This is a genomic window from Cecembia rubra, from assembly GCF_003014575.1.
In the GTDB taxonomy this organism is placed as follows: Bacteria; Bacteroidota; Bacteroidia; order Cytophagales; family Cyclobacteriaceae; genus Cecembia_A; species Cecembia_A rubra.
The window spans coordinates 24970-48292 of record NZ_PYGF01000014.1; the positions used below are offsets into that span (position 1 = coordinate 24970).

General features: G+C 34.1%; 16 protein-coding genes. 3 read left to right on the top strand and 13 right to left on the bottom strand.

Going from position 1 to position 23323, the window contains the following annotated elements:
• Positions 1-597 precede the first annotated feature (597 nt).
• The 5 genes from thiL to mce all read right to left on the bottom strand — a co-directional run bounded on the left by thiL (position 598) and on the right by mce (position 5980).
• On the bottom strand, positions 598-1626 hold the full coding sequence (thiL, locus tag CLV48_RS18125; protein WP_106568711.1) for a thiamine-phosphate kinase: 1029 nt from the start codon (positions 1624-1626) through the stop codon (positions 598-600).
• A gap of 209 nt (positions 1627-1835) precedes the next feature.
• Positions 1836-2984, bottom strand: coding sequence for a hypothetical protein (locus CLV48_RS18130; protein WP_146140121.1), 1149 nt, complete (start codon positions 2982-2984; stop codon positions 1836-1838).
• A 272-nt stretch (positions 2985-3256) separates the two neighbouring features.
• Positions 3257-4132, bottom strand: coding sequence for an aldo-keto reductase family protein (locus CLV48_RS18135; RefSeq protein ID WP_106568713.1), 876 nt, complete (start codon positions 4130-4132; stop codon positions 3257-3259).
• Positions 4133-4134: 2 nt separating this feature from the next.
• Entirely contained in the window at positions 4135-5142 is a 1008-nt protein-coding gene (locus tag CLV48_RS18140) for a Gfo/Idh/MocA family protein (protein ID WP_106568714.1), read from the bottom strand.
• 436 nt (positions 5143-5578) lie between these two features.
• The gene (gene mce, locus CLV48_RS18145) at positions 5579-5980 is read right to left on the bottom strand and encodes a methylmalonyl-CoA epimerase (RefSeq protein ID WP_106568715.1); all 402 of its coding nucleotides are present in this window, start codon (positions 5978-5980) and stop codon (positions 5579-5581) included.
• Between the two features lie 85 nt (positions 5981-6065).
• Here mce and CLV48_RS18150 point away from each other — a divergent pair, with 85 nt between their 5' ends.
• Both CLV48_RS18150 and gcvT read left to right on the top strand, forming a co-directional pair.
• On the top strand, positions 6066-6392 hold the full coding sequence (locus tag CLV48_RS18150) for a HesB/IscA family protein (protein WP_106568716.1): 327 nt from the start codon (positions 6066-6068) through the stop codon (positions 6390-6392).
• A gap of 99 nt (positions 6393-6491) precedes the next feature.
• Complete coding sequence (gene gcvT, locus CLV48_RS18155; RefSeq protein WP_106568717.1) at positions 6492-7586, top strand: glycine cleavage system aminomethyltransferase GcvT; 1095 nt, start codon at positions 6492-6494, stop codon at positions 7584-7586.
• 127 nt (positions 7587-7713) lie between these two features.
• Here the strand turns inward: gcvT and CLV48_RS18160 are convergent, their stop codons facing one another.
• Positions 7714-8403 carry a sugar transferase gene (locus tag CLV48_RS18160; RefSeq protein WP_106568718.1) on the bottom strand — a complete coding sequence of 230 codons (690 nt, stop codon included), beginning with the start codon at positions 8401-8403 and terminating at the stop codon, positions 7714-7716.
• 485 nt (positions 8404-8888) lie between these two features.
• Between CLV48_RS18160 and CLV48_RS18165 the strand changes: the two genes are divergently transcribed.
• Positions 8889-13130 (top strand): Ig-like domain-containing protein, encoded by a 4242-nt coding sequence (locus CLV48_RS18165; RefSeq protein ID WP_106568719.1) that lies wholly within the window; start codon positions 8889-8891, stop codon positions 13128-13130.
• Between the two features lie 519 nt (positions 13131-13649).
• On the opposite strand, the gene CLV48_RS18170 is transcribed toward CLV48_RS18165, so the two are convergent.
• The 7 genes from CLV48_RS18170 to CLV48_RS18200 form a co-directional block, all read right to left on the bottom strand.
• Positions 13650-14885 (bottom strand): glycosyltransferase, encoded by a 1236-nt coding sequence (locus CLV48_RS18170; protein WP_106568720.1) that lies wholly within the window; start codon positions 14883-14885, stop codon positions 13650-13652.
• Positions 14886-15461: 576 nt separating this feature from the next.
• Positions 15462-15848 carry an ASCH domain-containing protein gene (locus CLV48_RS18175; protein ID WP_106568721.1) on the bottom strand — a complete coding sequence of 129 codons (387 nt, stop codon included), beginning with the start codon at positions 15846-15848 and terminating at the stop codon, positions 15462-15464.
• Positions 15826-17337, bottom strand: a complete 1512-nt coding sequence (locus tag CLV48_RS18180; protein WP_106568722.1) for a PIN domain-containing protein — start codon at positions 17335-17337, stop codon at positions 15826-15828. Before CLV48_RS18180 ends, CLV48_RS18175 begins: the two co-directional genes overlap by 23 nt.
• On the bottom strand, positions 17315-17848 hold the full coding sequence (locus CLV48_RS18185) for an ATP-binding protein (protein ID WP_106568723.1): 534 nt from the start codon (positions 17846-17848) through the stop codon (positions 17315-17317). The genes CLV48_RS18180 and CLV48_RS18185 overlap by 23 nt, the downstream gene beginning before the upstream one ends.
• 162 nt (positions 17849-18010) lie before the next feature.
• Positions 18011-19828 (bottom strand): ATP-binding protein, encoded by a 1818-nt coding sequence (locus CLV48_RS18190; protein WP_106568724.1) that lies wholly within the window; start codon positions 19826-19828, stop codon positions 18011-18013.
• Between the two features lie 8 nt (positions 19829-19836).
• The gene (locus tag CLV48_RS18195; protein WP_106568725.1) at positions 19837-20220 is read right to left on the bottom strand and encodes a hypothetical protein; all 384 of its coding nucleotides are present in this window, start codon (positions 20218-20220) and stop codon (positions 19837-19839) included.
• Positions 20198-23323, bottom strand: a complete 3126-nt coding sequence (locus CLV48_RS18200; protein ID WP_106568726.1) for an SIR2 family protein — start codon at positions 23321-23323, stop codon at positions 20198-20200. The genes CLV48_RS18195 and CLV48_RS18200 overlap by 23 nt, the downstream gene beginning before the upstream one ends.

The following is a 23323-nucleotide window of genomic DNA, read 5'->3' on the forward strand; positions in this document are numbered from 1 at the left end:
TTTTTTATTTTGCCGAATCTAGGTTTAAATCCAGGTCTACACCTAAAATAGATCAACATAACTTTTGCAGGCTGTTTATAGCTTTATAGCATAATACTTAAGGTTTCCTCCTTGTTTTTAGACCACAAAGCAGGCAATTTGAAGGCTATAGAAATAGCTAAAATTATAACTTGGAAGGTTTCCCTTTTTAAACTCTGTTTAAAGTTCTTTTACCTTTACTTCTAATATATTGCCGGATTAAATTTTTGAATAGAACATTTTGGCAGCCTGATAAAATATTCTTCCATCCTTGATAGAAGGACAGAGGTCAGGGGTAGTTTAACTCTCAACCAAATTTACCGCGTCTAAGAGATAATCCCCATCATTCAACTTCTTTTCAATTAACAAAATATTTTTCTTTTGTAATAAAGGATCCATAATAACCCGAGGTTCCCTGTAGTCCACCACAATTTGAAGTTGATAAAACTTTGAACGTTTTTGTTAAATTGACCTCTTACAAAAAATCACCTATTGTAAACACAAAAAATAAGGTCATTTTTTCCTGGAATCGGTATAAAGGAGAGAAATCCTGTACTTTATACCGATTCAAGGAAAAACTTAGAAGTGTTTCCAACCTTGAGCTTTCAATTGTGCCGCAGTACCACTTTTCGTCACTAAATACTTTCCGTCCTCTTCTTTGGAAACATGACCGATAAAATGAATGTCAGGATGCTTCTCCAACTTATGAAAGTCCTTTTGATCAATAGTAAATAATAATTCATAATCCTCCCCTCCATTCAGTACACACGTAATTGGGTCCAAGCCAAGTTCTACTGCTGTATCAAAAGTTTGCTTATCAATTGGAAGCTTATCTTCATATATTGTCACGCCAACATTAGAGGCTTTACAGATATGGAATAATTCTGAAGCCAATCCATCCGAAATATCCATCATACTGGTAGGTATTACTTCAAGTTCTCTAAGTTCGTGGATAATATCCATCCTAGCTTCAGGTCGTAATTGTCGAGCTGTGACGATCTGATATTTTTCAAGTTCAGGCTTCATATCCGGATTGGAAAGGAATACCTGCTTTTCTCTTTCCAGAACCTGTAAACCAACCAAAGCTCCTCCTAAGTCTCCGGTCACACAGATAATATCATTCACTTTGGCTCCAGACCGATAGACAATTTGTTCCTTTTTCGCCTCTCCAATGGCAGTTACCGAAATCACCAGGCCAGATCTAGAGGCAGTAGTATCACCACCAATCACATCCACACTATAATGCTCTGCAGCCGCATTGATGCCAGCGTATAATGCATCAACAGCTTCAACTGAAAATCTATTGGACAAGGCAATGCTAACTGTAATCTGTTTTGGAATTGCATTCATAGCTGCTACATCAGAAACATTAACAGCTACGGCTTTGAAACCCACATGGGTTAATGGCGCATATGAAAGATCAAAATGTACCCCTTCCAATAAAAGGTCCGTAGTGACAACTTTCACATGTTCACCTGAATCTATGACAGCGGCATCATCTCCAATTCCTTTCAGAGTAGATGAATGTCGGATAACTATTTTTTCGTTGAGGTGATCTATCAGACCAAATTCACCAAGCGCACTTATTTCTGTTCTTTTTTCTGACATTATTTTAGCAATTAATTATACCATCAAAGATATGATGAAAACTACACCATTCTATTCAATAAATGAATTACAAAAATACAAGGTTAAATATTATTTAAGTTTAATAGAAAAAAAGCTGGAATTCCAAAAAAAAAAGACCGATTAGAGATAATCGGTCTTGAATCAACTTTTATTTGAAAATTTAATTTCTAATTTTCTATCAATCTATCTTATTTCGGCACTTGCTTTTCTTTAAAGAAATCCACTTTTGATTTGGTGTAAGCTCCACAGCCTCCCGCCGGGGAGTTACAAGATGTTGAAATTAAAATTTCATTGTTGGGCAATTCTGTAATTACGTTTATCCTTCCAGATAACCCTTTGTTTTCTAATTCGATCCTTCTTATTGTACCTCCTCCAATAGTCAATTGATAAATTTCATTACCAAAGAATCCAATTACTTTTCCATCAATTTCAGTAAAATCCAGAAGTGAGAGTAACTGATTATATTCAACGCTTCCTGCAATAGACCAATTACTTCCATTGCGGTCTGATGTCTTTGCTACAATATTGCCTGTTCGACTGTCTATTTCAATAGACATTAATCCTGCTTGATATTTGAATATTTTACCCTTGTTTTCAGATATTTTTGAAAAGTTTCCGTTGTTATCAAACTTATACTTGAAAAAATCTAACTGAACATAAAAATTATCAAAATGAGATTCAATGTTCTCACAATTAACATAATAATCTATGAAATTTTCTTTTATTAATTGAATACTTTTGATGACTATCTTATCATTTTCCAGATCTGTTTTTATCAACAAAAAACTTGGCGTATTAACAGCTACCCCATTTGATAAGGATCTGTAAGGAATAAATGCTGTACCAGTTGGTAATAATCCAAAAGCCTCACCTTCCCACAAAGGGATATCTTCAAAAAATAGAAATTCAGGATCAAGTTCAATCATATTTAGCCTAATGGCATTATCAAGGCTCAAATTAGCTGGATTAAAAACAAAAACCTCTCTCTCAGTTCTTGTAATAAATGCCTTTTCCGATAAAGGAAGTTTGTATCTTCCAATTCTGGATTGAAATTGTTGGAAACTCAAGGGCGAATTTGCGCTTGTAATATTTAGGGGATTGAATAAGGCGTTGCCTGATACTGCTTTTAATACATTTCCAAACAATTTTGTATTTGCTAGACCCTGATTTACAAATTCTGACTTCGACCAAGATACAATTTCTACAGGTTGAGGAATTGGATCAGAATCATCTTCTTTGCTACAACCAAAGAATCCAGATATTAGTATAAAGAATAATAATTTTAATGGTAATGGGGATATTCTCATAGCAGAACTAGATTTATTAGATAAATCCATATAAATGGTAAATTGAGTATTCATAGTATTTCTAAATAGATAAATTAATGGCATTATTTTTAAATCACCATAATTAAACTATGTTAATAGTGATAATTGGCATTTTTGAAGAATTTGTTTGAATTTATAACAAAGCTTCGATTTAATTTGAAATTTAGATATAAAATTACAATTTGGATTCATCAAACCATTAAATTATCTAATTAGTTAATATAATTTTTTTCTTCTTGATTCTTCTTATTTTCTTTCTCCAAATTTTTGGATCATTTCAATCAACTAATTAATTCTGTTTTATTGTCAAACTTATGAATTGTATCTACTGTATTCTGAATGTTCTGCTTAGATGAAGCTCCAAACAATATTGACTCTACATTAGGCAAGTTACTTACATATTCCAAAGCTTCTTTCGGTGGAATGGCACCTCCTCCCAACACTTGCATGGCAATAATCCTAGCCCTTCCTTGTTTTAGGATTTCTTCATAAAGCTCTTTTCCTCCGGACATCCTGAAATTGACTTTATTTATTGATGTACAAATTATGGGATTCTTGATACCTCCTTCTTCAAGAATAGGTAAAAGTTTGGGCAAATTCATGGTAATAAATCCAGCCTCAGCATTGTATTTTTTTTCAATGTAATTGGCAAAGGCTATAAGAAAATCTTTCATACCTAACCCTATCAATAAATCAGTTATTACATTTTGAAGGAAAATAACTGGCGTATCTATACCTTTAAACATTTTCATTTCAGCATCAATCAAAAGCTCCATCATTGAAATGAAATCTTTGGAAACAACTGCCATTCCTCCTTTGAATAAGGATCCAAAAAAATTACCCGGTACATATTCTTTTAGGGTTCCAACAATTCCAAGTTCTGTGACAGCATTTGCATATTTATGTGCATAAGGCATACATGGATAAATTTTAAACCCTTCATATTTTTCAGGGTTATCTCTTATGATATCGCAAATGTTTGCAATCCTATCGTGTGTAGTACACATAAATGTATTTATCCCAGCAGCCCTTGCATCATCCAATACCTTGATAATGGCATCATCATCTTTAAATTTAATGGCTTGAGCCCTTGATTTTTCATCTGAAATATGATTAACAGCAAAAAACTGATTATCGCCGAATATTATTCTTTCCATGATTATGAAGATTTTTTAATGATTGAAATTGAAACATCAGTTTTCCAGGCACTTTCAAAAGTATTAATGTTATTTGGGACCTTTCCTTGAACTGCTTTCACGAAGTAATCGATTTGAGAAGAGTATTCTTCCCCACGAAGATAGAAATCAACTTCATTAGTTAAGTCGGTAACATATTTAACATTCCACCCTCCACTGTACCCTTCAGGGAATTCTTTAGTTTTAAAATACACTTTCAACTCGTTGGCGTCAGAAATGATCTTTCCTTTAGAGCCAATAATTGTTAATGAAGTTGACATTTTCCTGAAGGTTTCATCACTCCAGTTAACTGAAATCACACCTGTCTCTCCAGATTTTATACCTACCAATGCATAAACCGCATCGTCCACATGTTTAGAATAAATAGATTTTAAAATGGCCCCTTTACAGGATTCAATAGGCGATAATATATCATTGATCAGGTCAATAACATGTGAAGCATAATCCATTAGGCACCCACCTCCTTCATTAGGGTCAGATCGCCAAGTATCACTTTTTTTCTTGATTACAACTGGCCCATAGGCTTCTCCTGTAAAATGTTGTATTTCGCCTATGTAACCAGCTTCGACTAATCTTTTGACCTCCTGAAAAGTTCCTACAAACTTGTTATGGTACCCCACTTGATTGACTAATCTTTTTGACTTTGCTATTTCTACCAATTCTTTGCTTTCCTGTGGATTTAGACAAAATGGCTTTTCTGAAAAAACATGGATTCCTTTGTTCAAAAGGTCTTTTACCATTTGGTAATGAAATTTGGTGGGAACAGCTACAAATACAGCATCAGGCTTTGCCTTATCAACCATTTTTTTATAATCAGCAAAACATTCAAAACCACTGTACTTTTCCAAAACATCTGAAACGATTTTGGAAGTATCACAAACCCCTACTACCTCCACCTCAGGATGTGCTCCTAAAATTGAAAGGTGAGAAATCCCCATCTTACCTGCTCCGATTAAAGCTACTTTTAACATTTAAGTAAATTATATTTAATTAAAGAATACATAAGTCCCACCCTAAAGAATCAATATCTCAAAATGAAATATACTTTTCACCTAAGGACACAGCTATCGCTGATTTGATATTCAAATTACGTTATTTATTATTCAAATAACAAGTTTTTATATTTAAAATAATTCTATTATAAAATTAGCATCTGATATCGCATAAAAACAATACATCATTAAAGACAACACGTCTTTTTGATTGATTCCTTGAAATCCTAATTCTCTGGACGACAAGGATATTATAAAAAGCCTAGGCTATGTTGACCAAAAAATCCAACAAGAACAATATTTACCATTTCATTTGATTGTAAATGACGGCTAAAGATTAACAAAAAATTAGTTGGGTTGATTTAATTTGAGCAATCCAAATCATATAAAAAATGATTTTCAATTAGTAAACTATTTAAACCCTCTCTTGACACAATTCTACCAATACCCCATTGGTACTCTTTGGATGAAGGAATACTACCAATTTATTATCAGCTCCGATTTTGGGAACCTCATTTAAAATTTCAAAACCAGCATCTTTTAACCTTCTAACTTCAGATTCAATATCTTCGACATCAAATGCGATATGATGGATTCCCTCTGACTTCTTAGATAGGAATTTACCAATAGGACTATCTTCCTTTGTAGCTTCAAGTAATTCTATTTTAGTTTCTCCTATTTGAAAAAAGGAAGTTTTTACTCCTTCCCCTTCAACCGTTTCCTCTTTGTAATGGGCTTTCCCCAATAATTTTCTAAAAAGTTCATTTGATTTTTGCAGATCACTAACAGCTACACCAAGGTGCTCAATTTTTCTCATAATTTTTGATTTTTTATATTTGTATTTGAATTATTTCAAAAGTAAGCATGTTTCTCAAATGCGGCTAAAGAATTGAAGAAATCATATGATATTAATTACCGAAAAGGCAAAGCAAAGAATTCTCGACCTTAAGCAGGAGGAAGGAAGACAGGAAAATGAAAACATTAGGGTCTCAGTAAAAGGAGGCGGTTGTTCAGGATTGATGTATGACCTTGATTTTGATGCCAACATTACCGAAACTGATCATGTTTTCGAAGACAAGGGCATTAAAATCCTAGTGGACAGAAAAAGCTTGCTTTATTTAGCCGGTACAACACTTGAATTTACCGACGGCTTAAATGGGAAAGGTTTTCAGTTTGTAAACCCCAATGCCTCCAGGACTTGTGGTTGTGGAGAAAGTTTTTCAGTTTAAAGAACATCGTATTTCCATTTAATCATAGACCGGTTAGAAGACCGGTTTTATTTTTTAAAAACATTTTAATTAGTATTGCAAAGAAAATAAACCCTTGCGATGATAGAACAGATTAAAAAAATTCAGTTGAATGATAAACATGTAGCGCTAGGAGCAAAAATGGCTCCTTTTGCTGGTTTTAATATGCCCGTAAGATATTCTTCTGATATAGAAGAGCATCAGACCGTTAGAGAAGGAGTAGGAGTTTTTGATGTTTCCCATATGGGTGAATTTATGGTAACCGGACCAAAAGCGCTGGAACTAATTCAAAAAGTAACTTCTAATGATGCCTCCAATCTGGTAGTGGGTCAGGCGCAATACTCTTGCTTCCCAAATGAGACTGGAGGTATTGTAGATGATCTCATCGTTTACAGAATGGGTGATGAAGAATATATGTTAGTAGTTAATGCTTCCAATATTGAAAAGGATTGGAACTGGATCAATAAACACAACGACATTGGTGCCAAATTGGAAAATATTTCAGATTCTATTTCCTTATTTGCTGTACAAGGTCCTTTAGCAGCAAAAGCCATTCAATCCTTAACTCCCACTAATTTATCAGAAATTAAATTTTATCATTTTTCAATTGGGAAATTTGCCGGGGTTGAAAATGTCATTATATCAGGCACGGGATACACTGGCGCAGGAGGTTTTGAAATATATGTAAGAAATGAGGATGCTGAAAAAGTTTGGGATGCAATTTTCGAAGCAGGTAAACAGTTCAATATCAAACCAATAGGTTTGGGTGCAAGAGATACCTTAAGGCTGGAAATGGGATATTGTCTTTATGGAAATGACATTAATGAAGAAACCTCCCCACTTGAAGCAGGTTTGGGATGGATTACCAAATTCAATAAAGACTTTATTAATAGTAAATTCCTGAAAAGACAAAAGGAAGAAGGCATAAACAAAAAATTGGTTGGTTTCCTTTTGGAAGAAAAAGGAATTCCAAGAGCCCATTACCCAATAGTAAATCAAAATGGGCAAATTATTGGAGAGGTTACTTCCGGCACCATGTCTCCCTCAATGGGAATTGGAATCGGTCTGGGATATGTAAACCTTGATTACAGTAAACCAGGCACTGAAATATTTATTACTGTGAGGAATAAAAACCTGAAAGGAAGAGTAGAGAAATTACCACTATTTAAAAAGTAATGAATTAATTTTTAATAAGATAAATAAACGCCCAGAAAAATTGGCATTATAAAATTTATTAGAAATCCCTTCATGAAAAAGGCTGTCAATAAATCTTTGACAGCCTTTTTCCTTTATCGAATCTAAATTAATAAGCGTTCTCAGACTTGAAAATTATATCTCTTAAAGTAAAAAATATAATCATTACATCAAACCCTACACTCCATTTTTCTATGTAGAATAAATCCAGTTTCAACCTAGATTTCATATCATAATCAACTTTTATTTCACCTCTAAATCCTTTGGCTTGAGCCAACCCAGTAATTCCTGGCTTTACCAAATGTCTAAAATTATAATTTCTATATCGCCTCTCAAAATCCTGATTCATTTCAACTGCATGAGGCCTAGGACCAACTATTGACATGTCACCAATTAAAACATTAACTAACTGAGGCAGTTCATCAATACTTGTCCTCCTAAGAAATGCTCCAATTTTAGTAATTCTTGGATCCCCTTTTCTTGCTTGCTCAAAGTTAGCTGTGGGATCAAAGGTCATCGTCCTGAATTTTAGACATAAAAATTTGTTATTGTATTGCCCATCTCTTAATTGTCTGTAAAAAACAGGGCCTTTAGAATCAATCTTGATCAAGAGTCCAATCAATGGAAAAAGCCATATTCCAACAAACAATAGGAAAATGCTTGAGAGGATAATATCCATGACTCTTTTAAGTAATACTTCAGGGCTGTTTAAAAGGTTATCTGAATACTTTTTGAAAACAATTCCAGAACCAACTTCTTTTTCTATTACGTTGGAAGGATTTGATAAAAGGGTTTCCATAACAATGGCAGTTTAAAATTTAATAAAATATTGACAAGTAATAACCATATAGATTTACTTTCAATTTCTGATGGTCAAAAATAGAATTAATTAATTTTTATTCAAACATATACAGCATTTTTTTTTATTTGAAATACAATATTATGTTTAAAAATAGATAAAAAGTCAGCTTTAAACTAAAAGATAAATTTTCATTATCTTTAATTCAAATGAAAATAAAAAAAAATGTGACATTGGCATATTTTTTGTTTTTTAATTTATTAAGTTTATAACCAATTGGATTTCACTACAATGCTTAATATAAAGCCCTATGTCAATTTATAAATCATTCATTAAAGTTGTAAAACCATGCTTAAATGGTAAAAATTTTATTGTTTTTTTAATTCTTTTACTTTTTTCTAAAAATCTTCCATCCCATTTTAAAATAATACCTGTAAATGTTAAATTAAAAATGATAGGGATATAAAAAGTCTCCAATTTTATTGGTGAAAAAAAAATTGAATAAGAATTATGAATTTTTAATTAGGGATTATAAAGGTTCTTTAATCAATGTCCTGATAATGAAATCAAAAAGAAAAAAGATATATTTATTGACTTTAGCAATATCAAGTCTACTTTTTGGCATTGTAGATGCAGCGACATATCATTTTTCTACTACTGATGGAGATGACAACAGATCCAGTGCCCAAGCCCAAAGCCCAAATACCCCTTGGAAAAGTATTGAAAAGTTGAATTCAGTTTTCCCAATGCTTCAACCTGGAGATCAGGTACTTTTCAAAAGCGGTGATGTTTTTTATGGTGAAATTAGGATAACAAGATCAGGAACAAGCGGTGCTCCTATTGTTTTTGGCAGTTATGGAAGTGGAAACAAACCCTTAATTACAGGGCTCGTGCGCCCCACAGACTGGGTGAGCGTAGGATCCAATTTATTTGAAACGAGATTACTGATAGCCCAGAGCAGCTTAAATGTTGTAATAATTGATGGCATTATCAGAGCGATGGGAAGATTTCCAAATCCTGATGCAAACAACAAAGGTTACTTAACAATTAATTCCGTTAATCAGGGAACTGTTTCAAGTAGTGAATTGAATTCCCCAACAAACTTGAATGGTGGAGAAGTTGTCATACGCAAAAACAATTGGATTATCGATAGACATCCGATTACAAATCATTCAGGAAACTCTATTACTTACAATACTACAGGAAGCAATTACAATCCTGCTGTTGGATTTGGATTTTTTATTCAAAACCACCCCGGAACACTTGACCAACACGGTGAATGGTTTTATAACGTCGGAGAAAATAGGCTTAGGATTTTTTATGATAAAGGCTCTCCTAACAATAAAGTCGAAATTTCTCAAGTAACCGATTTAATTTCTTTACAAAGCAACATTAGCAATATCACCTTTCGAAATTTGAATCTTTCTGGGGCCAACAGGAATATAATTTCTATCCAAAATTCCGCTAACATCGTATTTGAAAACTGTGTTTTAGAAAATATAGGGGACTTAGCCATCAGGAGTGTAGGCTCAAACAATTTGACCATTGATAGAACAGTAATTCAAAACGTCCACAATGGAGGTGTTTTTCAGCAATGGAATGATACAAAGTTAAAAATTTCCAATAGCTCCTTTATTAACATATTCAATTTCCCTGGGATGGGAAAAAATGGTGATCTTCATGGGATGGGGGTTTACATGAGTGAAACCGCAAGTGATGGACTGATAGAAAATAGCAATTTTACAAACTGTGGCTACATCCCAATTAATTTCAGCGGGAATAACACTATTGTTAGAAATAATTATATTGATACTTTCAATAACGTCAAAGATGATGGAGCTGGAATTTATACCTACACAGGCAGAATAAATACGAATTACACAAACAGGAAGGTAATAAATAATATTATCATCAATGGCATAGGTGCAAGAGAAGGAACAAGGCCTTATGGACCAAATGATCCACCTTATGTCGAGGGTATTTATATGGATGACAACGCCTCAGGTGTGGAAATTTCGGGAAACACGATTGCAAATATTGCCAGCTCAGGGATTTTTATTCACAATGCTAGAAATATAACCATTACAAAAAACAATATTTATAATACTGCTTATTCACTTAAATTCTCTCATGATAATCTGGGAGATCCCATTCGAAACATCTCGGTAACCGGCAACTCATTTTTGCAAAAAAGTGAAACCCAACTTCACCTGTATGCTGTATCAAGACTTAATGACATTAATCAAATTGGGACATTTGATAACAATGTATATAGCAAACCAATAAATGAAAAAAACAATTTTTTAATTTCTATACCCCAAGGCAGAAGATCTCTTGATCTTACTGATTGGCAAAACGATTTTGGTTTTGACAAAAACTCAAAAAGAAGCCCCATTTCCCTTCCTGAACCAAAAATAATAGATGTAAAAGGAGAAAATAAAATTAACAATGGAAACTTCAGTACCAATCAAAACAATTCAAGCTGTTGGTCAAGTGCAGGTGGATGTATTGCCTCAATTATCGATAATTCTTCGCTTGATGGAAGGGCACTGAGAGTTGATAAACCCAATCCAAGTATATTGATGATTAATGTTGGATCTATTGAAAAAGGAAAATCATATAGGTTTAAATTTTCGATAATTGGAAATAATGGTTCATCATTAATTGCTTTTATAAGAGAAAATCAAACTCCCTGGTCCCGAATCTCGAACGAGAGGTCAATATCCATAACCAATCAAAGGCAGGAAATTGAATTTGTATTCACTGCTACCGAGACAAGGAATAACGCTGTGTTGATTCTGGAATCTAGAGCAAATGGAACATCTTATCAATTAGACAACTTGGTCTTGGAAGAGGTAACAATTGAGGCAATAAAAATTGACGATTTTCTATTTTTTGATTACAACAGGAACAGTTCTCCAAAATCCATCAATCTTCCAGGAAATTATGTTGATTTAAATGGTACCGAAGTAGGGAGTAGTGTTTCAATCCCTTCATTTTACTCTGTTTTGCTATTAAAAAAAAACGGTGAAGTCCCTCAAGAAACTTTAAGCCCTTCGGTAAAAATTACAAATCCCTGTCCTAATGCTACTTTTTCTACTACAGGTAACATTACTGTTAATATTGAAGCTTCAAGTCCCAATGGAAAAATTGAAAAGGTTGAACTATTTAGAAACTCTGTTTTAGCATTGAGTTCATCCGGAAGTCCATCTATTTACAGTTTTACAATTGGAAATCTACAAGAAGGTCCACTTGAATTAATGGCCAGGGCTACTGATGAAAAAGGAATAGTTGGTGAATCGTCAATTGTCAGAGTAAATATTGTTAAGCCAAATATTCTCCCCAATGTTCAAATAATAAACCCCACAAATGGGGATAGCTTTGAGAAAGGAAAAATGATACTTATTGAAGCGGTAGCTTCAGATGAAGATGGTGAAGTTACCAAAGTAGATTTTTTTTGGGGCAACAACCTTATAGGAACAGCAGATCAGGCACCATTTGTTACCTCCTTTACTCCTCAGAATGTAGGGAATTTTTTCCTTACAGCAGTAGCTTATGATAACAAAGGAGATTCCAATAAATCGAGCGCAATTTCAATAACAATTAATGATGAAATTACACTTCCAAAAATTTTCTTTGTTACCCCGGAAAATGACCAGGAATTTGCAGAAGGATCAAACATTCTAATTTCAGTCGCATTTGATGGTAGTGATGAATCAATCGATAGAATTGAGTATTATAATGGAAGCCAATTAATCGGAAGCTCCAATTCAAAACCTTTTTCATTTGATTGGAAGAATGTTGCCCCAGGCGTTTACAGCTTAAAAGCAAGAGCCATAGGTAAAGACCCTAATAAAACAAATGAATCCGAAACTATCCAAATCAGGGTTATTGCTGAAGGACAGAATACTTTCAGAATAGTTTCTCCTGAAAGAAACTCAGTATTACCAGCTGGGTTTGACTTACCAATAAAAGTCCATATACCTATAAGTTCAAAAATTATAAGGACTATTGAATATTACAGGGGCAATACATTAATCGGCCGTGTAAATACTGCACCTTATATTTTCATCTGGAAAAATATCCCTCAAGGAGAATTCAATTTAGTAGCACGTATTGTTTATGAGGATAATTCTACTCTTCTAAGTAATATCTTAGGAGTAAACATTGTAAATAACAGAATCCCCTCTGTTAGAGTAAATTATGATATCCTAGAATCCGAATCAGAAAATAAAAACCCTGATATTTCCTTTACAGTTAATTATGAGAACGTAGCTACAATTGTAGAAAAGGTTGAGTTTTTTGCAAATGGGAAATCAATTGGTTTATCTAAATCAGAACCTTTTGATTTTCTTTGGGAAAGTGTCGAACCAGGTACTTATAATATAAAAGTTGTAATCACTGATAAATTTGGCATAGAATATATTTCAGGGGTTGAATCAATTTTAATTAAAAACGTACTTGATGAAAAAGAAGCATTTTCATTAAGAATTGGCCCGAACCCTACAAATAATCAGTTGATTATATTCTTCCTTAATTCCAAATCAGATAATTTTTATGAAATAAAGATTATTTCGATGAATGGCCTAATCATGAAGGAATTAAAGGAAAACAGTATTGATTCAGCAATTGCATTGGATGTTTCTTTTTTAATAAGAGGAACTTACATTGTTCAAGTAACCGATGGTTATAAAATTTTGGTATCTGAAAAATTTATTAAGAACTAAATTGGTACTGCCTGCGGCAGGCAGGCGTGGATGCTCTAGTCCCAAATCAGCCTTTTCTCATTCTTCATTCTCCACCAACTCTCCATTATTAATAGAGTTGCTTCATTTCGTTCAGCATGACGGCTAGATATAAGCGCACACCGCTGATCGGGATTTGCAATCCATCTTAACCGCCAAGATCCCAAATAACATTGAAACCTAGTTAATTCATGGAATTTGTGTAATTCCTACCTAATACAGGCAGACTTGGATCTCTTTTTCATATTTTTGGATTCATCAAAAACAAATCTTCAAAAAACAACAACCTTTAGAAAAAAAGGATACCCCCAATAAAAAATAGCAGTCAGTAACTGCTATCAAAAACTCCTCTAAGAAACTAGATTTTTTTAACCATCAGAAATGAGTCCAAACTTTTAATCCCCATAGCTAAATCTCATCTCAACCCTACGTAGTCCCGATAGCTCGGAATAAACAGAGTTTAATTCCTAAATCACGCAAAACTACACTTCGGTTTAGCCTTTATATGGTAGCTATGGATTTTTCTATTTCGTCAATTGCTTTTTCAAGTCCGTTTTCGTTGTTAATTAAACTTTGTATGTGTTTTGCATTGTCATAAAGTTGTTCGTTTGTCAAAAGTTCGTTTGTGCTTTGCAAAAATATTTTTTCTGTCATTTTACTGATGGGTGTCGGTTTAACTGCAAGTCCTTTTTTGTAAGCGTAATGTCCCCAAAACTTCTGGTCGCCAATAGGGTAAAGTATTGGGCAAATTAGAAATGGTTTTCCTGCTCTTAAACATTCTGCTGTTGTCCCTATGCCACCGTGATGAATAATTGCTTTTGTCAATGGAAATAGTTTTTCGTAAGGTGCCGAAGCAATTACCTTAATCTTGGGATTATTTTCAAGTCGTTCAGTTTGGTCAAGTCCCCAACCTTTGACTACAATTATTCTTGTATCAAATTGCTCTGTTAGTTTAATGATAGCTGTTTGTAAATCAAATTTGCTTTTAAATGGCATACTCCCAAAAGTCAATAACAATGGCGGTTCGCCTGCATTGATAAAGTCTTTAAGGTCCGCTGAAAATTCTGTTGATGAAGTCCCAAACCAAAACCCTGTGAATTTTGAATTTGTTAGATAATCTTGTGGAACTGGCAAAAAATGAGAACTTATTCCGTAAATATTTCTTACAGTCGGAGTTGTAAACTTAGTTGGTAAATCAAACTTTGCTCTAAATTGTCCGATTGGCTTTGATAAAATTTTAATACTCAGATTGGAAATTTTGTAAGTCATTTTGTTCAGAAAACTTGGTATTGACAAGCCACTAAATGCAGGATTTGCAAATTCACTTGTAGGCTCAACGATTGGCAAAACATTAGCTCTAATCATTTTGTCCGGAAATTGGTCGGCAAAACTGTCCGCCAATGTCTTTACGTGATAAAGGATGATGTCGCTTTCTTTTGCTAATTTGTAAAACTGTGTCAACGAGTTTGTAATTAAAGGATAAACCCACGTGTTTAGATTTCTCTTAACAGCAAGTGGATTTCCTTTCATCATCTTTTTCCCTTCGTCCGAGTTTAAGAGTTCTTGAAAGTCTGCATCTATTGGGGCGAAGTCAATGTCATAAGATTTTATAAGTTGCTCAAAGTTTTTTGCGGTTGAAAAAGTTACTTGATGTCCACGTTGTTTGAGAGCTTGTCCCAAGACCGCATAGGGTTGAACGTCTCCACGAGTTCCAAGTGTCAATATAGCTATCTTCATTTTGTTATGGTCGTCTTTTTAAAATCATAGCTAATCAGATCAAGCAATGGAATTTTATCCTCACCTTCCCACAGTACTCCCGCAGGTCGGATCAGGCTGTGCGTTAGACTCTCATCCGCCGCGGCGGACTGTTCATACCAATATCCACTTAAAGATAAAATACTAAATGGATCATTTAACGGTGGTCTAGTTTTTTATCCATAAATCTTCTCCGCCTCGGAGGATCAGCTCCATCAGTACTCTCCTAAAGGGATCAAAGGTCCCGTTTTCCTTACCGCTCAGCACATATTGGTTTCCCTAATATGCAGCGTAAGGTGCCACAATGAGCGAAGCCGAATTGTAGTTTGATAGCTGCATCGGTAAACTGCCATCAGAGGGCCTCTCTATTAGTCACCCAATAGTCCTCCATCCATTTCAAAGCATTCGACCATGAAGGACTTATACAAGTCACACACGGTTTGCAGCTAAACGCAGTTGGGGATTTTTAGCATTGAACTCTCTACAAAGAACTAAACTTTAAATTTACCACTTTCCTGTCCTACGAAGTACGAAACCCCTGCTTGCGTATAGGTGATGTTAGGGCATCGTGCTTTCTTCATAGTATGCAAAGGATTGTGGCGGTACTTTTCCGAAAGATTCCTTTATGCAAAGTTCCTTTTTATATCTCTTGACTCTTTTAACTTCAAGGGCAAATCCATTTTCCTTGCCGACAAAATAGTCGTAAAAATAGTCTTCCGTAATTCCTGAGTACTCCTTAGTCTCGTTCCAAAGTGTATTTAGGTCTTTGAAGAGAATTTCCCCAATTTCAAACTCTCCAATAACTTTACTTATCGGAGAAGATGCATAAACAATAACTTTCGAAACATTTTTATTTTTAAAGATGCTTCTTCTGAATTCGAATTTTTTATCTCCTTCAAAGATCTTGTTTGCAAACTCTGGTTTAATCGACAATATAATTTTCATTTGCTCTAGCTTCTTTTAAAAATTCTTCAAATTTATCATTTCCAATTTGTACAAATCCACGTGGTGCGTCATTTATTGATTTTATTAACCCAATCTCTATGAGTCTTTTTAAATTAACCTTCGGTTTTGGGAAGGAGTCTATGTAAAGAAAGTTAACAATGAAAGGTCGGTTGTGCTTTCTGAAATTCCACCAATGGCTTAACTCATCATCTTTAAATATACTTCGTTTTCGGCATAGTCTTATGAATTCAGTTTCACTGGCAATATTCGTTATTACACTCTCTACAACTCCAATGGTAGATATAACACTTTCATGATATCCACCTGTTCTGTAGAATAGTATAATATCCCCACGAACCAAGTCTTTATAGAATGAACGAGAAATATAAACCTTCTTTAGTGCATTTCTATGGGGTGCATTTTCGACATAATCCAAAGGAGATTCATTATTTAAATATGAGTCTGGAAACAGTTCTGTATGATAATCAGGCCAAATCGGATTTAAAAAAACTCGTGAACTTCTTTTTATAAAAGGAAAACACTCTCTTGGATTTTCGAGGACTTTCTTTGTAAAATCCCTCACAAAGACTCTTTCACTTCCATTCTTTGTTTCTTTCTCCCCCCAATACTTGAATCCCCATTCTTCCAATAGGGCAATCAATCTTCTTTGTTCATCTCTTTTATCAAATATAGTAACATAGATTTCATCAACCATATTAGCAATCGCATTGTCAAAAATGATTTTCAAAAACCGTTCACCTAATTTATATCCGGTGGAAGTTACTTTGAAAGTGCCAATTTTTAATCTCTTTTTTTGTTCGAATGCCGGCTTAATCTCTGCATAACTCTCGCTTCCTGCGTTTTCAATCTTCAGATACAAGAAAGCTTTTACATTACCATCAGTAATACACACATAAGAAATATTGTCGGCTTTCTTATTAAACCAAGTCTCAAATTCGCCATAATCTTCCAAAAACGATTGGAAAAATTCATCTTTTAAATTGATATTTCCGAAGTACTCTTTCTTGACAGAAAGCACTTTATAATCTTTTAAGTCAGGATTTTCAGAAGTGCATTTGTCGATGAAAGCGTCAATCTTATAAATTTTGTCGGCAATGCCTAAGAATTTTGCCTTCCTATGAATGCCCTTATCCTCGGTGATTAAAAAGTCGACTCTACTATTTAGAACCTCTTTTAGAAGGCTTGTATCAATAAAGTCATTTCGGGACTTATCAGCCTCTCTAAGAATGGATATCTTCTCTGTTTCGGGTGAATCTGTCTTAAGTTGGTTATAGTTCCCAATTTTAACACGCATGGTATTTACAACTTCCTCATCCTGATAAGACCCAATTTCTTCAATGGTTAAAGGGTGTACACACTTTTCATAATGAAGCTTATCTATCCAATTAAAAAGCAAACCAATATCTTGATTGTAAATCCTACTGGCTTCACGATGTATAATAATGTTAGTGTCGAGTAAAATTCTCATCGTATAAAAATGTTTTGAAGTTATTGGTTTCCTCAGATTTAAGGGTCAAATGTGGCTTGTTAAGCTGTTCTGCCAATTCTATTGAGTACTCAAGTTCGAGTTCCTGGAATTTTAAAAGCAAATCAAAATCATATTCTCTATTGTCACGGTTCTCTAGTCGTTTTTTAATTTCTTGAACGTCATCTACAACAATAATGAATGCAAAGGGATTTAATGCTCTGAATGTATCAAAGTCAATTTTTTCAGGAACATTGTCCTTATTCAATAAACAATAGTGACCATCAAGAACATATCTTTCATTTTCTGTAACAATCTGTTGAAGGTTGGTGATTAGCCGATTTTGAGTAAGTGTAAAATCTTTCACCAATTTGTTTTCCTTCTCGCTGATTTCTTCCCACTTCAATACTTCACTTGCACTTAAATGTCGTAGATTAAGGTCATTGCAAACTTTTCTGCAAAGTGTTCCCTTGCCAACTCCGTGAATACCTCCTATGAATATTATGTTCTTCATTTCGAGTGCTGTCTTTCTAGCATGTGCCCTAACGTTTTGGCACTTGGCGCAGTGGCGGATTTCGGAGCACAAAACTGTCAATACACCACAAAAGCTGATGCGAGGTAGAATGTTCAATTAACCACTTCACCCGCCATTGAGCCAAATGCCTGTTATGCACAGTTATTTTATTGTTTCTATTACTAATGATTTTTCGATATCAATTGCTGGTCCATATACTAATGCTTCTCCACGTGATAATGTTGGTAATAGTTCTTTACTTCCGTAACCTAAAATACCTTCTAAGTAGTCAAGCCCTGTTTGGTCAACGCTTTTGAAAGCAATTAGATTTTCGCATTGAGATAAAGCTCTTTTCGAAACTACCGCAGTTCTTTGAGAGATAAAAATTATTGAAATCCCATATTTTCTAACCTGCATCATATTTAAACCGAACTTCATTGATTCTTCACGACCTGGAGAGTTGAATCCAAGTCCTGCGGGTTCGGGAATAAACTGATGCGCTTCATCTATTACTAATACTCTTGGCTTTGGAGTTCCTTCTTGATATTCTTTCTTTGCAAGAGCCATTAAGTGATTCAAATATTTGAGAGCAGACTCGGCTGGGTTTCCACTTGGTTCGCATACAGAAACTCCTGTTGTTTGAGTATCATCACCTTCTTTGTATTTCTCATATCCAAGTTTTGAAACAAATTCTCCACTTTGATCCATCACAGTAACTCTTCTAGTTTTTGATAATTCTTGGATGAGTTTATTGCAAAGAGTAGTCTTTCCCATCCCTGTCATTCCCAAGATTGCCATATGAGATTCCATAATTTTTAATAAATCAAGATTAATTGGCAATTCTGAGTTTTTTATCTTTCCGATTGTGAATTTGTTTTCTAGTGCTTTTAGTTTTGAAGTCAATACTTTGTCATTATTTGCAAGGAAAATTGGTTCGCTTAGCAAAGGAAGCATTTTGTTAATATGGAGTGATTGTGTATCGACTTTGTAAGTCCCAATCTGAATTGCTTTTATGCGTCTGTCGAGCTGAGACCCTGATTTGATTATTAGTTTAATTACTTCTGCCTGAATGATTTGGTAAAAAACAACTTCGCCATCATTCATTAGGTATATTGTATCTCCAATTCTGATTCTTGAGTAAGAATCAAAAACGAGTAATGATGTATTTGTGCCTTCGTCAACATTACCTAAGAAAACTCTTTCGCTAGAATCTTCATCTTGTTGAATTACCAGTTGCTGCCTAGATACTAAAAAACCAATTTTTGAATCATTATCTAACTGTATTTGTCCCCAGACATCATCTGTTCGGTGAATTCTTTTTACTATGATGCCTTTTTCAACCAGACTTCCTGAAACAACTTTTACTTTTGTTCCAACTTTTTGCAGGCTTCTAGAAGTTACGAGTAGGTTTGATGGCCCTATAATTCCGATAGGTGAAACTGGTGTTGGTTTATCAGTAATATCTAAAAAATATTCTTCCCAGTTTATAAATCGAGTAAATGTCAGTAGTGCCCAACATCCGCCAAGAATCCAAAAGTTATTATTTATCGTTGGATATAATTCAATTACAGAAAGCCAAAACACTAACGAATAAATAACAGTGGCTTTCCCAAGCTTAAACAATGGGAATAGTGCTTTTAGTCTAATATTATCTTCTTTCTCTTTTTTGGCATTATAAACTAGTTGGATTATTGAGGTAATTATAAGGATAGCCAAAAATACTTTTAAGAATGTCCAACCTACAATTGCCACATTAGGTGAAACTACAAAACACAGTAGAATAGCAATTATACTGTTTGCTAGTGTGTCATAGGATTTTGGGTACCAAGGTTCTAACAGTAGTGGATTTATCACTATGGCAAGAAGTCCTGAAAAATACCATACTTCATTAACAGCAAATTGTCCTGTTACTAGATAAGTTGCGAAAGAAAGTATTAAAACCTGTAAGGCTAAAAGTATTATTCTAAATTTTATGCTCATTTCGTCCTTTATAATTGCGCATAACGTTTTGCGGCTTTGCGTAGTGGCGGATTTCGGAGCACTTCACTGTCAACCCACCACAAATGTTGATTTGAAAAACTGCACTTCAATTTACCACTGAACCCGCCATTACGCAAAACCGCTGTTGGCAGCTGGTGTTCTGTCCTCCGTGTCTGTAAACCATTGAATTTGTTGAGATTAACGATATTTGTCGTGTCGGTTTGTGTGTGGGGTGTTTTAATTTTTTCAAGAGGGAGGGAGAAAAAAAATTGAATTTCTTTCTGCGTTGGGAAAAGCACACTCTTTGCCAAGTTTTGGCTTGTGTGTCGGCTGGTGCGACTTGGCAATGTGTGTGCTTTTGTGCGTTGGCTATATGAAGTATCTAAAATCATAGGCTTTGTTTCCAAGTTCTTCTAATTGTTTTCCCATTACTGAAAGTCTTTTTGAAAAGTCAATTGTAACAGGCATTGTTTTATACAATTCTGCTCCGTTCCAATTCATTTTTGTCAGTTTTAAAATATCGTTTGCAACTGTTTCAATAGAGTCTGTACCTCGGAATCTTTTAATAAGTAAAGGCGTTGGAATTCCTCTTTTTCCTTGGTAATATTTTCCGTTTAACTCTTGATTTTCGACAACTCCGTGTGTCCATAGTAGGAAACTAAATTCGTCTAACTGAATAATTGTCCCTCTTTCAATTGGATAGCCGTCAAAGGTGTGCTTACCTGTTGCAAAGTCTTTCTTTAATTTTATCGCTCTCCAATTAGTGAATTGTTGAATTTGCAGAAGTTCAATATTTTCAATTCCTTCAAGTGCATTGCAAATTCCTTCGATTTCGTCTCGTGTATAATGTGTCGTTTTATGCAACACTAATTTTTTAAGTCCTATAATTGGGTCTATTTTATGATAAGTATTCCTAATGTTACTAACTAAACGGAAAGCATCATCTTTGCTCATAAATGGATTCTTACCAAAGTAAACGGGCTTTTCTATTGGTTGAAGCAAAAAACGCAAGCCGTTTCCGCTTCCGTCAAAAATTTGGCTACTTCCTAAAACAACCTTGTTTCTTGCATTTTGTCTAATAGAATAACCCAAACCTACGAATGCAGTTTCAGTATTGTCTGTTTTTACTTTCCAAGGTGTTCCGTTTGATTTTACATAAATACCTAGGGAAAGCCACCATTTAATTTTTGCTTGGTCTTTGTATGTAATAGATTTGTCTTCAATAAATTGTAACCTTAAGCCTTTCTTTACGCCATACAGCTTCAAGGAATCGTGTAAGTCAAAGAACGTTTGTTCGTTTTTTAATTCTCTAAAATTTTTCCAAGCATCAGGAATATAAATAACTACACAATCAATTTCGGTGCTTCTTGTCGAAAGTTTATCTATTTTACTTTTGATTAAGTCATAAAACTGAATTGCAGAATAATGTTTAATCTCTTGGCTATTAATGGAAACAACAAATTCATTTTGAATGGAATTTGGTATTATTAAGTGTTTCTTATAAACTTCGTCAAAGCCTGGAAAGTCTTTCAAGTATTCTTTTTCGGTTGTTGGGCTTACTGAATTAAGTAATGATTCTAAATGAGTTTTAACCCTCTCAAATCCTGTATCAGGTGCGATAATGGCTAAAGTGATTTTTGAAGCAACACCATTCGCTCCGAAACTTTCTTCTAAGGGTCCTAATATTTTTAAACCGTTTATCGGATGTATAGATTGTTTTGTGTCATCTTGGTGATGAAAGTAAATTAAAGGTTCTTTAGCTTTAGAATAACTCTCAAAACAAAAGAAGTTATCCATCTTTTTTGCTGCGGTGGAATAATACTCTGAAAGTTTAATTTCAAAGTCACCCAAACGAAAAGTCAAGTCTGACTTTCTTCTTTTTAATTCAGCAAACCAGAAGCCTAGTTTTTTACCATATTTACCATTGTAGCGATTTGAAACAATAGCATTGGTAATATTCTGAACTGTTAAACGGTCTGGCTCTTCGCCTGTGTTGGTTTGTATATGAATGGTTGGACAAATCAGTAAAAACAATTCTTTATTTACAAATTCTACTTTGAACTCAAATGCTTCAAATACTTGAATATTGTTCGGGATTGTAAATGACCTATTGAATTTTTGAATGTCATTTATTTCTTCTTGATTAATAAGATGATTCAAAGAGAATACTTTTCTGAATTGACTTCCTTTGGTGTGTAATGCTAAGTCATAATCATTGACCAAAGACTTCTCGATTAATTGATACAATAGACCAATGTAATATGAATCAGGTTGATGGAAAATATAATCAGGAATGTCAATTAACTTTAGCTCGTCTGTAAAATAATCCTTGAATAATTCCTTGATTTCATTTTCATTTCCGAAAAGCGATAAGGTTTCTCCTTTGCTGAAAGAGGCTATTACATTTGAATCTTCTAGAAGTTCAATAAGTTTTTTCCATTTTCCTTCTCCGTTTATCTTAGTCTTTGTTGAAAATATAGTTTTTGGGAAATTCTTAGCTTTTACAGCATTTAACAGAATTGGTGTGGTATTAGATTGATTTTGAGTTAATCTAAAAAATTGCCTTTGTTCAAAGCGTTCACTTGCTATTTTATCAATGTGTTCGTTTTTTAAATCACATATTTTATATAGCTCGTGAAGGAAATAATCAAAACTATCAATTGTCATAAATCCTGACCGTTGATTTTGTTTGTTAGCTAATTCAATAAGTTGAGTTAAACGTTCATTTGGTGAAACATCTTTTGGAATACACCAAATTAAGCCTTTCGGAAATGCGTTTGGCTTTTCCAATGCCTTTTCAATAGTTTGCAAAACAGATTCGTCACTACCTGAATACCCAACTACTAACAAACCTCTTTTTGTTGAAGCATCTAAAAAATATTGATGCAAACTTTCTTCTAATTTTTGAAGTTCCTCATCCGTATTTTGTAAAGGGTCATATCTAAAATCTCCGTGAAGTTTTACAACTGTTGGAATATCGGTTTTGAATTGTTGAACAGTACTTGCATTGTCTGGAGAAACGATTTGACAGCTTTTGTAATTTAATCCATTAATTGCTTTTTCAATTAAGTCATCAAAGTTTGTTGTCCAAACAGTATTGATTTTTTGTTGTTCAATCATTGCCGAAAGGCACATAAAACCAACAGACGGCTTTTTATCTCTAACCAAACTTGTTAGAAAATCTTTCCTTACTAACGGGTCGGGATAACATTCATTGAAATAGTGTGAATACGGATTTACAATGTGACTTTCTCCTTTTTCCGCAAAGTAACTTTGAATGATTTTTTTGTTGTCTTCAATTTTTAAATCCTGAAACTTTTTGCCACTAATTTTACCGCTACTGCTTAAAATCTCTCTTTTAAAATGCCATACTAAATCACTTCCTGAAGGAATGCCTGAAGAAATAGACGCACCTGCACCAAGCAACAAATCAAATGACTGATTTGAAAGTACTTTAAAACTTCGCAGAAAGGTATCCTTGTCTATTTTTTGCAT

Coding starts and splice junctions, on each gene's coding strand:
- CLV48_RS18160 (WP_106568718.1), bottom strand. CDS start 8,403: ATGGAAACCCTTTTATCAAATCCTTCCAACGTAATAGAAAAAGAAGTT.
- CLV48_RS18200 (WP_106568726.1), bottom strand. CDS start 23,323: ATGCAAAAAATAGACAAGGATACCTTTCTGCGAAGTTTTAAAGTACTT.
- CLV48_RS18195 (WP_106568725.1), bottom strand. CDS start 20,220: ATGATTTTAGATACTTCATATAGCCAACGCACAAAAGCACACACATTG.
- CLV48_RS18185 (WP_106568723.1), bottom strand. CDS start 17,848: ATGAAGAACATAATATTCATAGGAGGTATTCACGGAGTTGGCAAGGGA.
- CLV48_RS18170 (WP_106568720.1), bottom strand. CDS start 14,885: ATGAAGATAGCTATATTGACACTTGGAACTCGTGGAGACGTTCAACCC.
- mce (WP_106568715.1), bottom strand. CDS start 5,980: ATGAGAAAAATTGAGCACCTTGGTGTAGCTGTTAGTGATCTGCAAAAA.
- CLV48_RS18180 (WP_106568722.1), bottom strand. CDS start 17,337: ATGAGAATTTTACTCGACACTAACATTATTATACATCGTGAAGCCAGT.
- CLV48_RS18130 (WP_146140121.1), bottom strand. CDS start 2,984: ATGGATTTATCTAATAAATCTAGTTCTGCTATGAGAATATCCCCATTA.
- thiL (WP_106568711.1), bottom strand. CDS start 1,626: ATGTCAGAAAAAAGAACAGAAATAAGTGCGCTTGGTGAATTTGGTCTG.
- CLV48_RS18190 (WP_106568724.1), bottom strand. CDS start 19,828: ATGAGCATAAAATTTAGAATAATACTTTTAGCCTTACAGGTTTTAATA.
- CLV48_RS18150 (WP_106568716.1), top strand. CDS start 6,066: ATGATATTAATTACCGAAAAGGCAAAGCAAAGAATTCTCGACCTTAAG.
- CLV48_RS18135 (WP_106568713.1), bottom strand. CDS start 4,132: ATGGAAAGAATAATATTCGGCGATAATCAGTTTTTTGCTGTTAATCAT.
- gcvT (WP_106568717.1), top strand. CDS start 6,492: ATGATAGAACAGATTAAAAAAATTCAGTTGAATGATAAACATGTAGCG.
- CLV48_RS18175 (WP_106568721.1), bottom strand. CDS start 15,848: ATGAAAATTATATTGTCGATTAAACCAGAGTTTGCAAACAAGATCTTT.
- CLV48_RS18140 (WP_106568714.1), bottom strand. CDS start 5,142: ATGTTAAAAGTAGCTTTAATCGGAGCAGGTAAGATGGGGATTTCTCAC.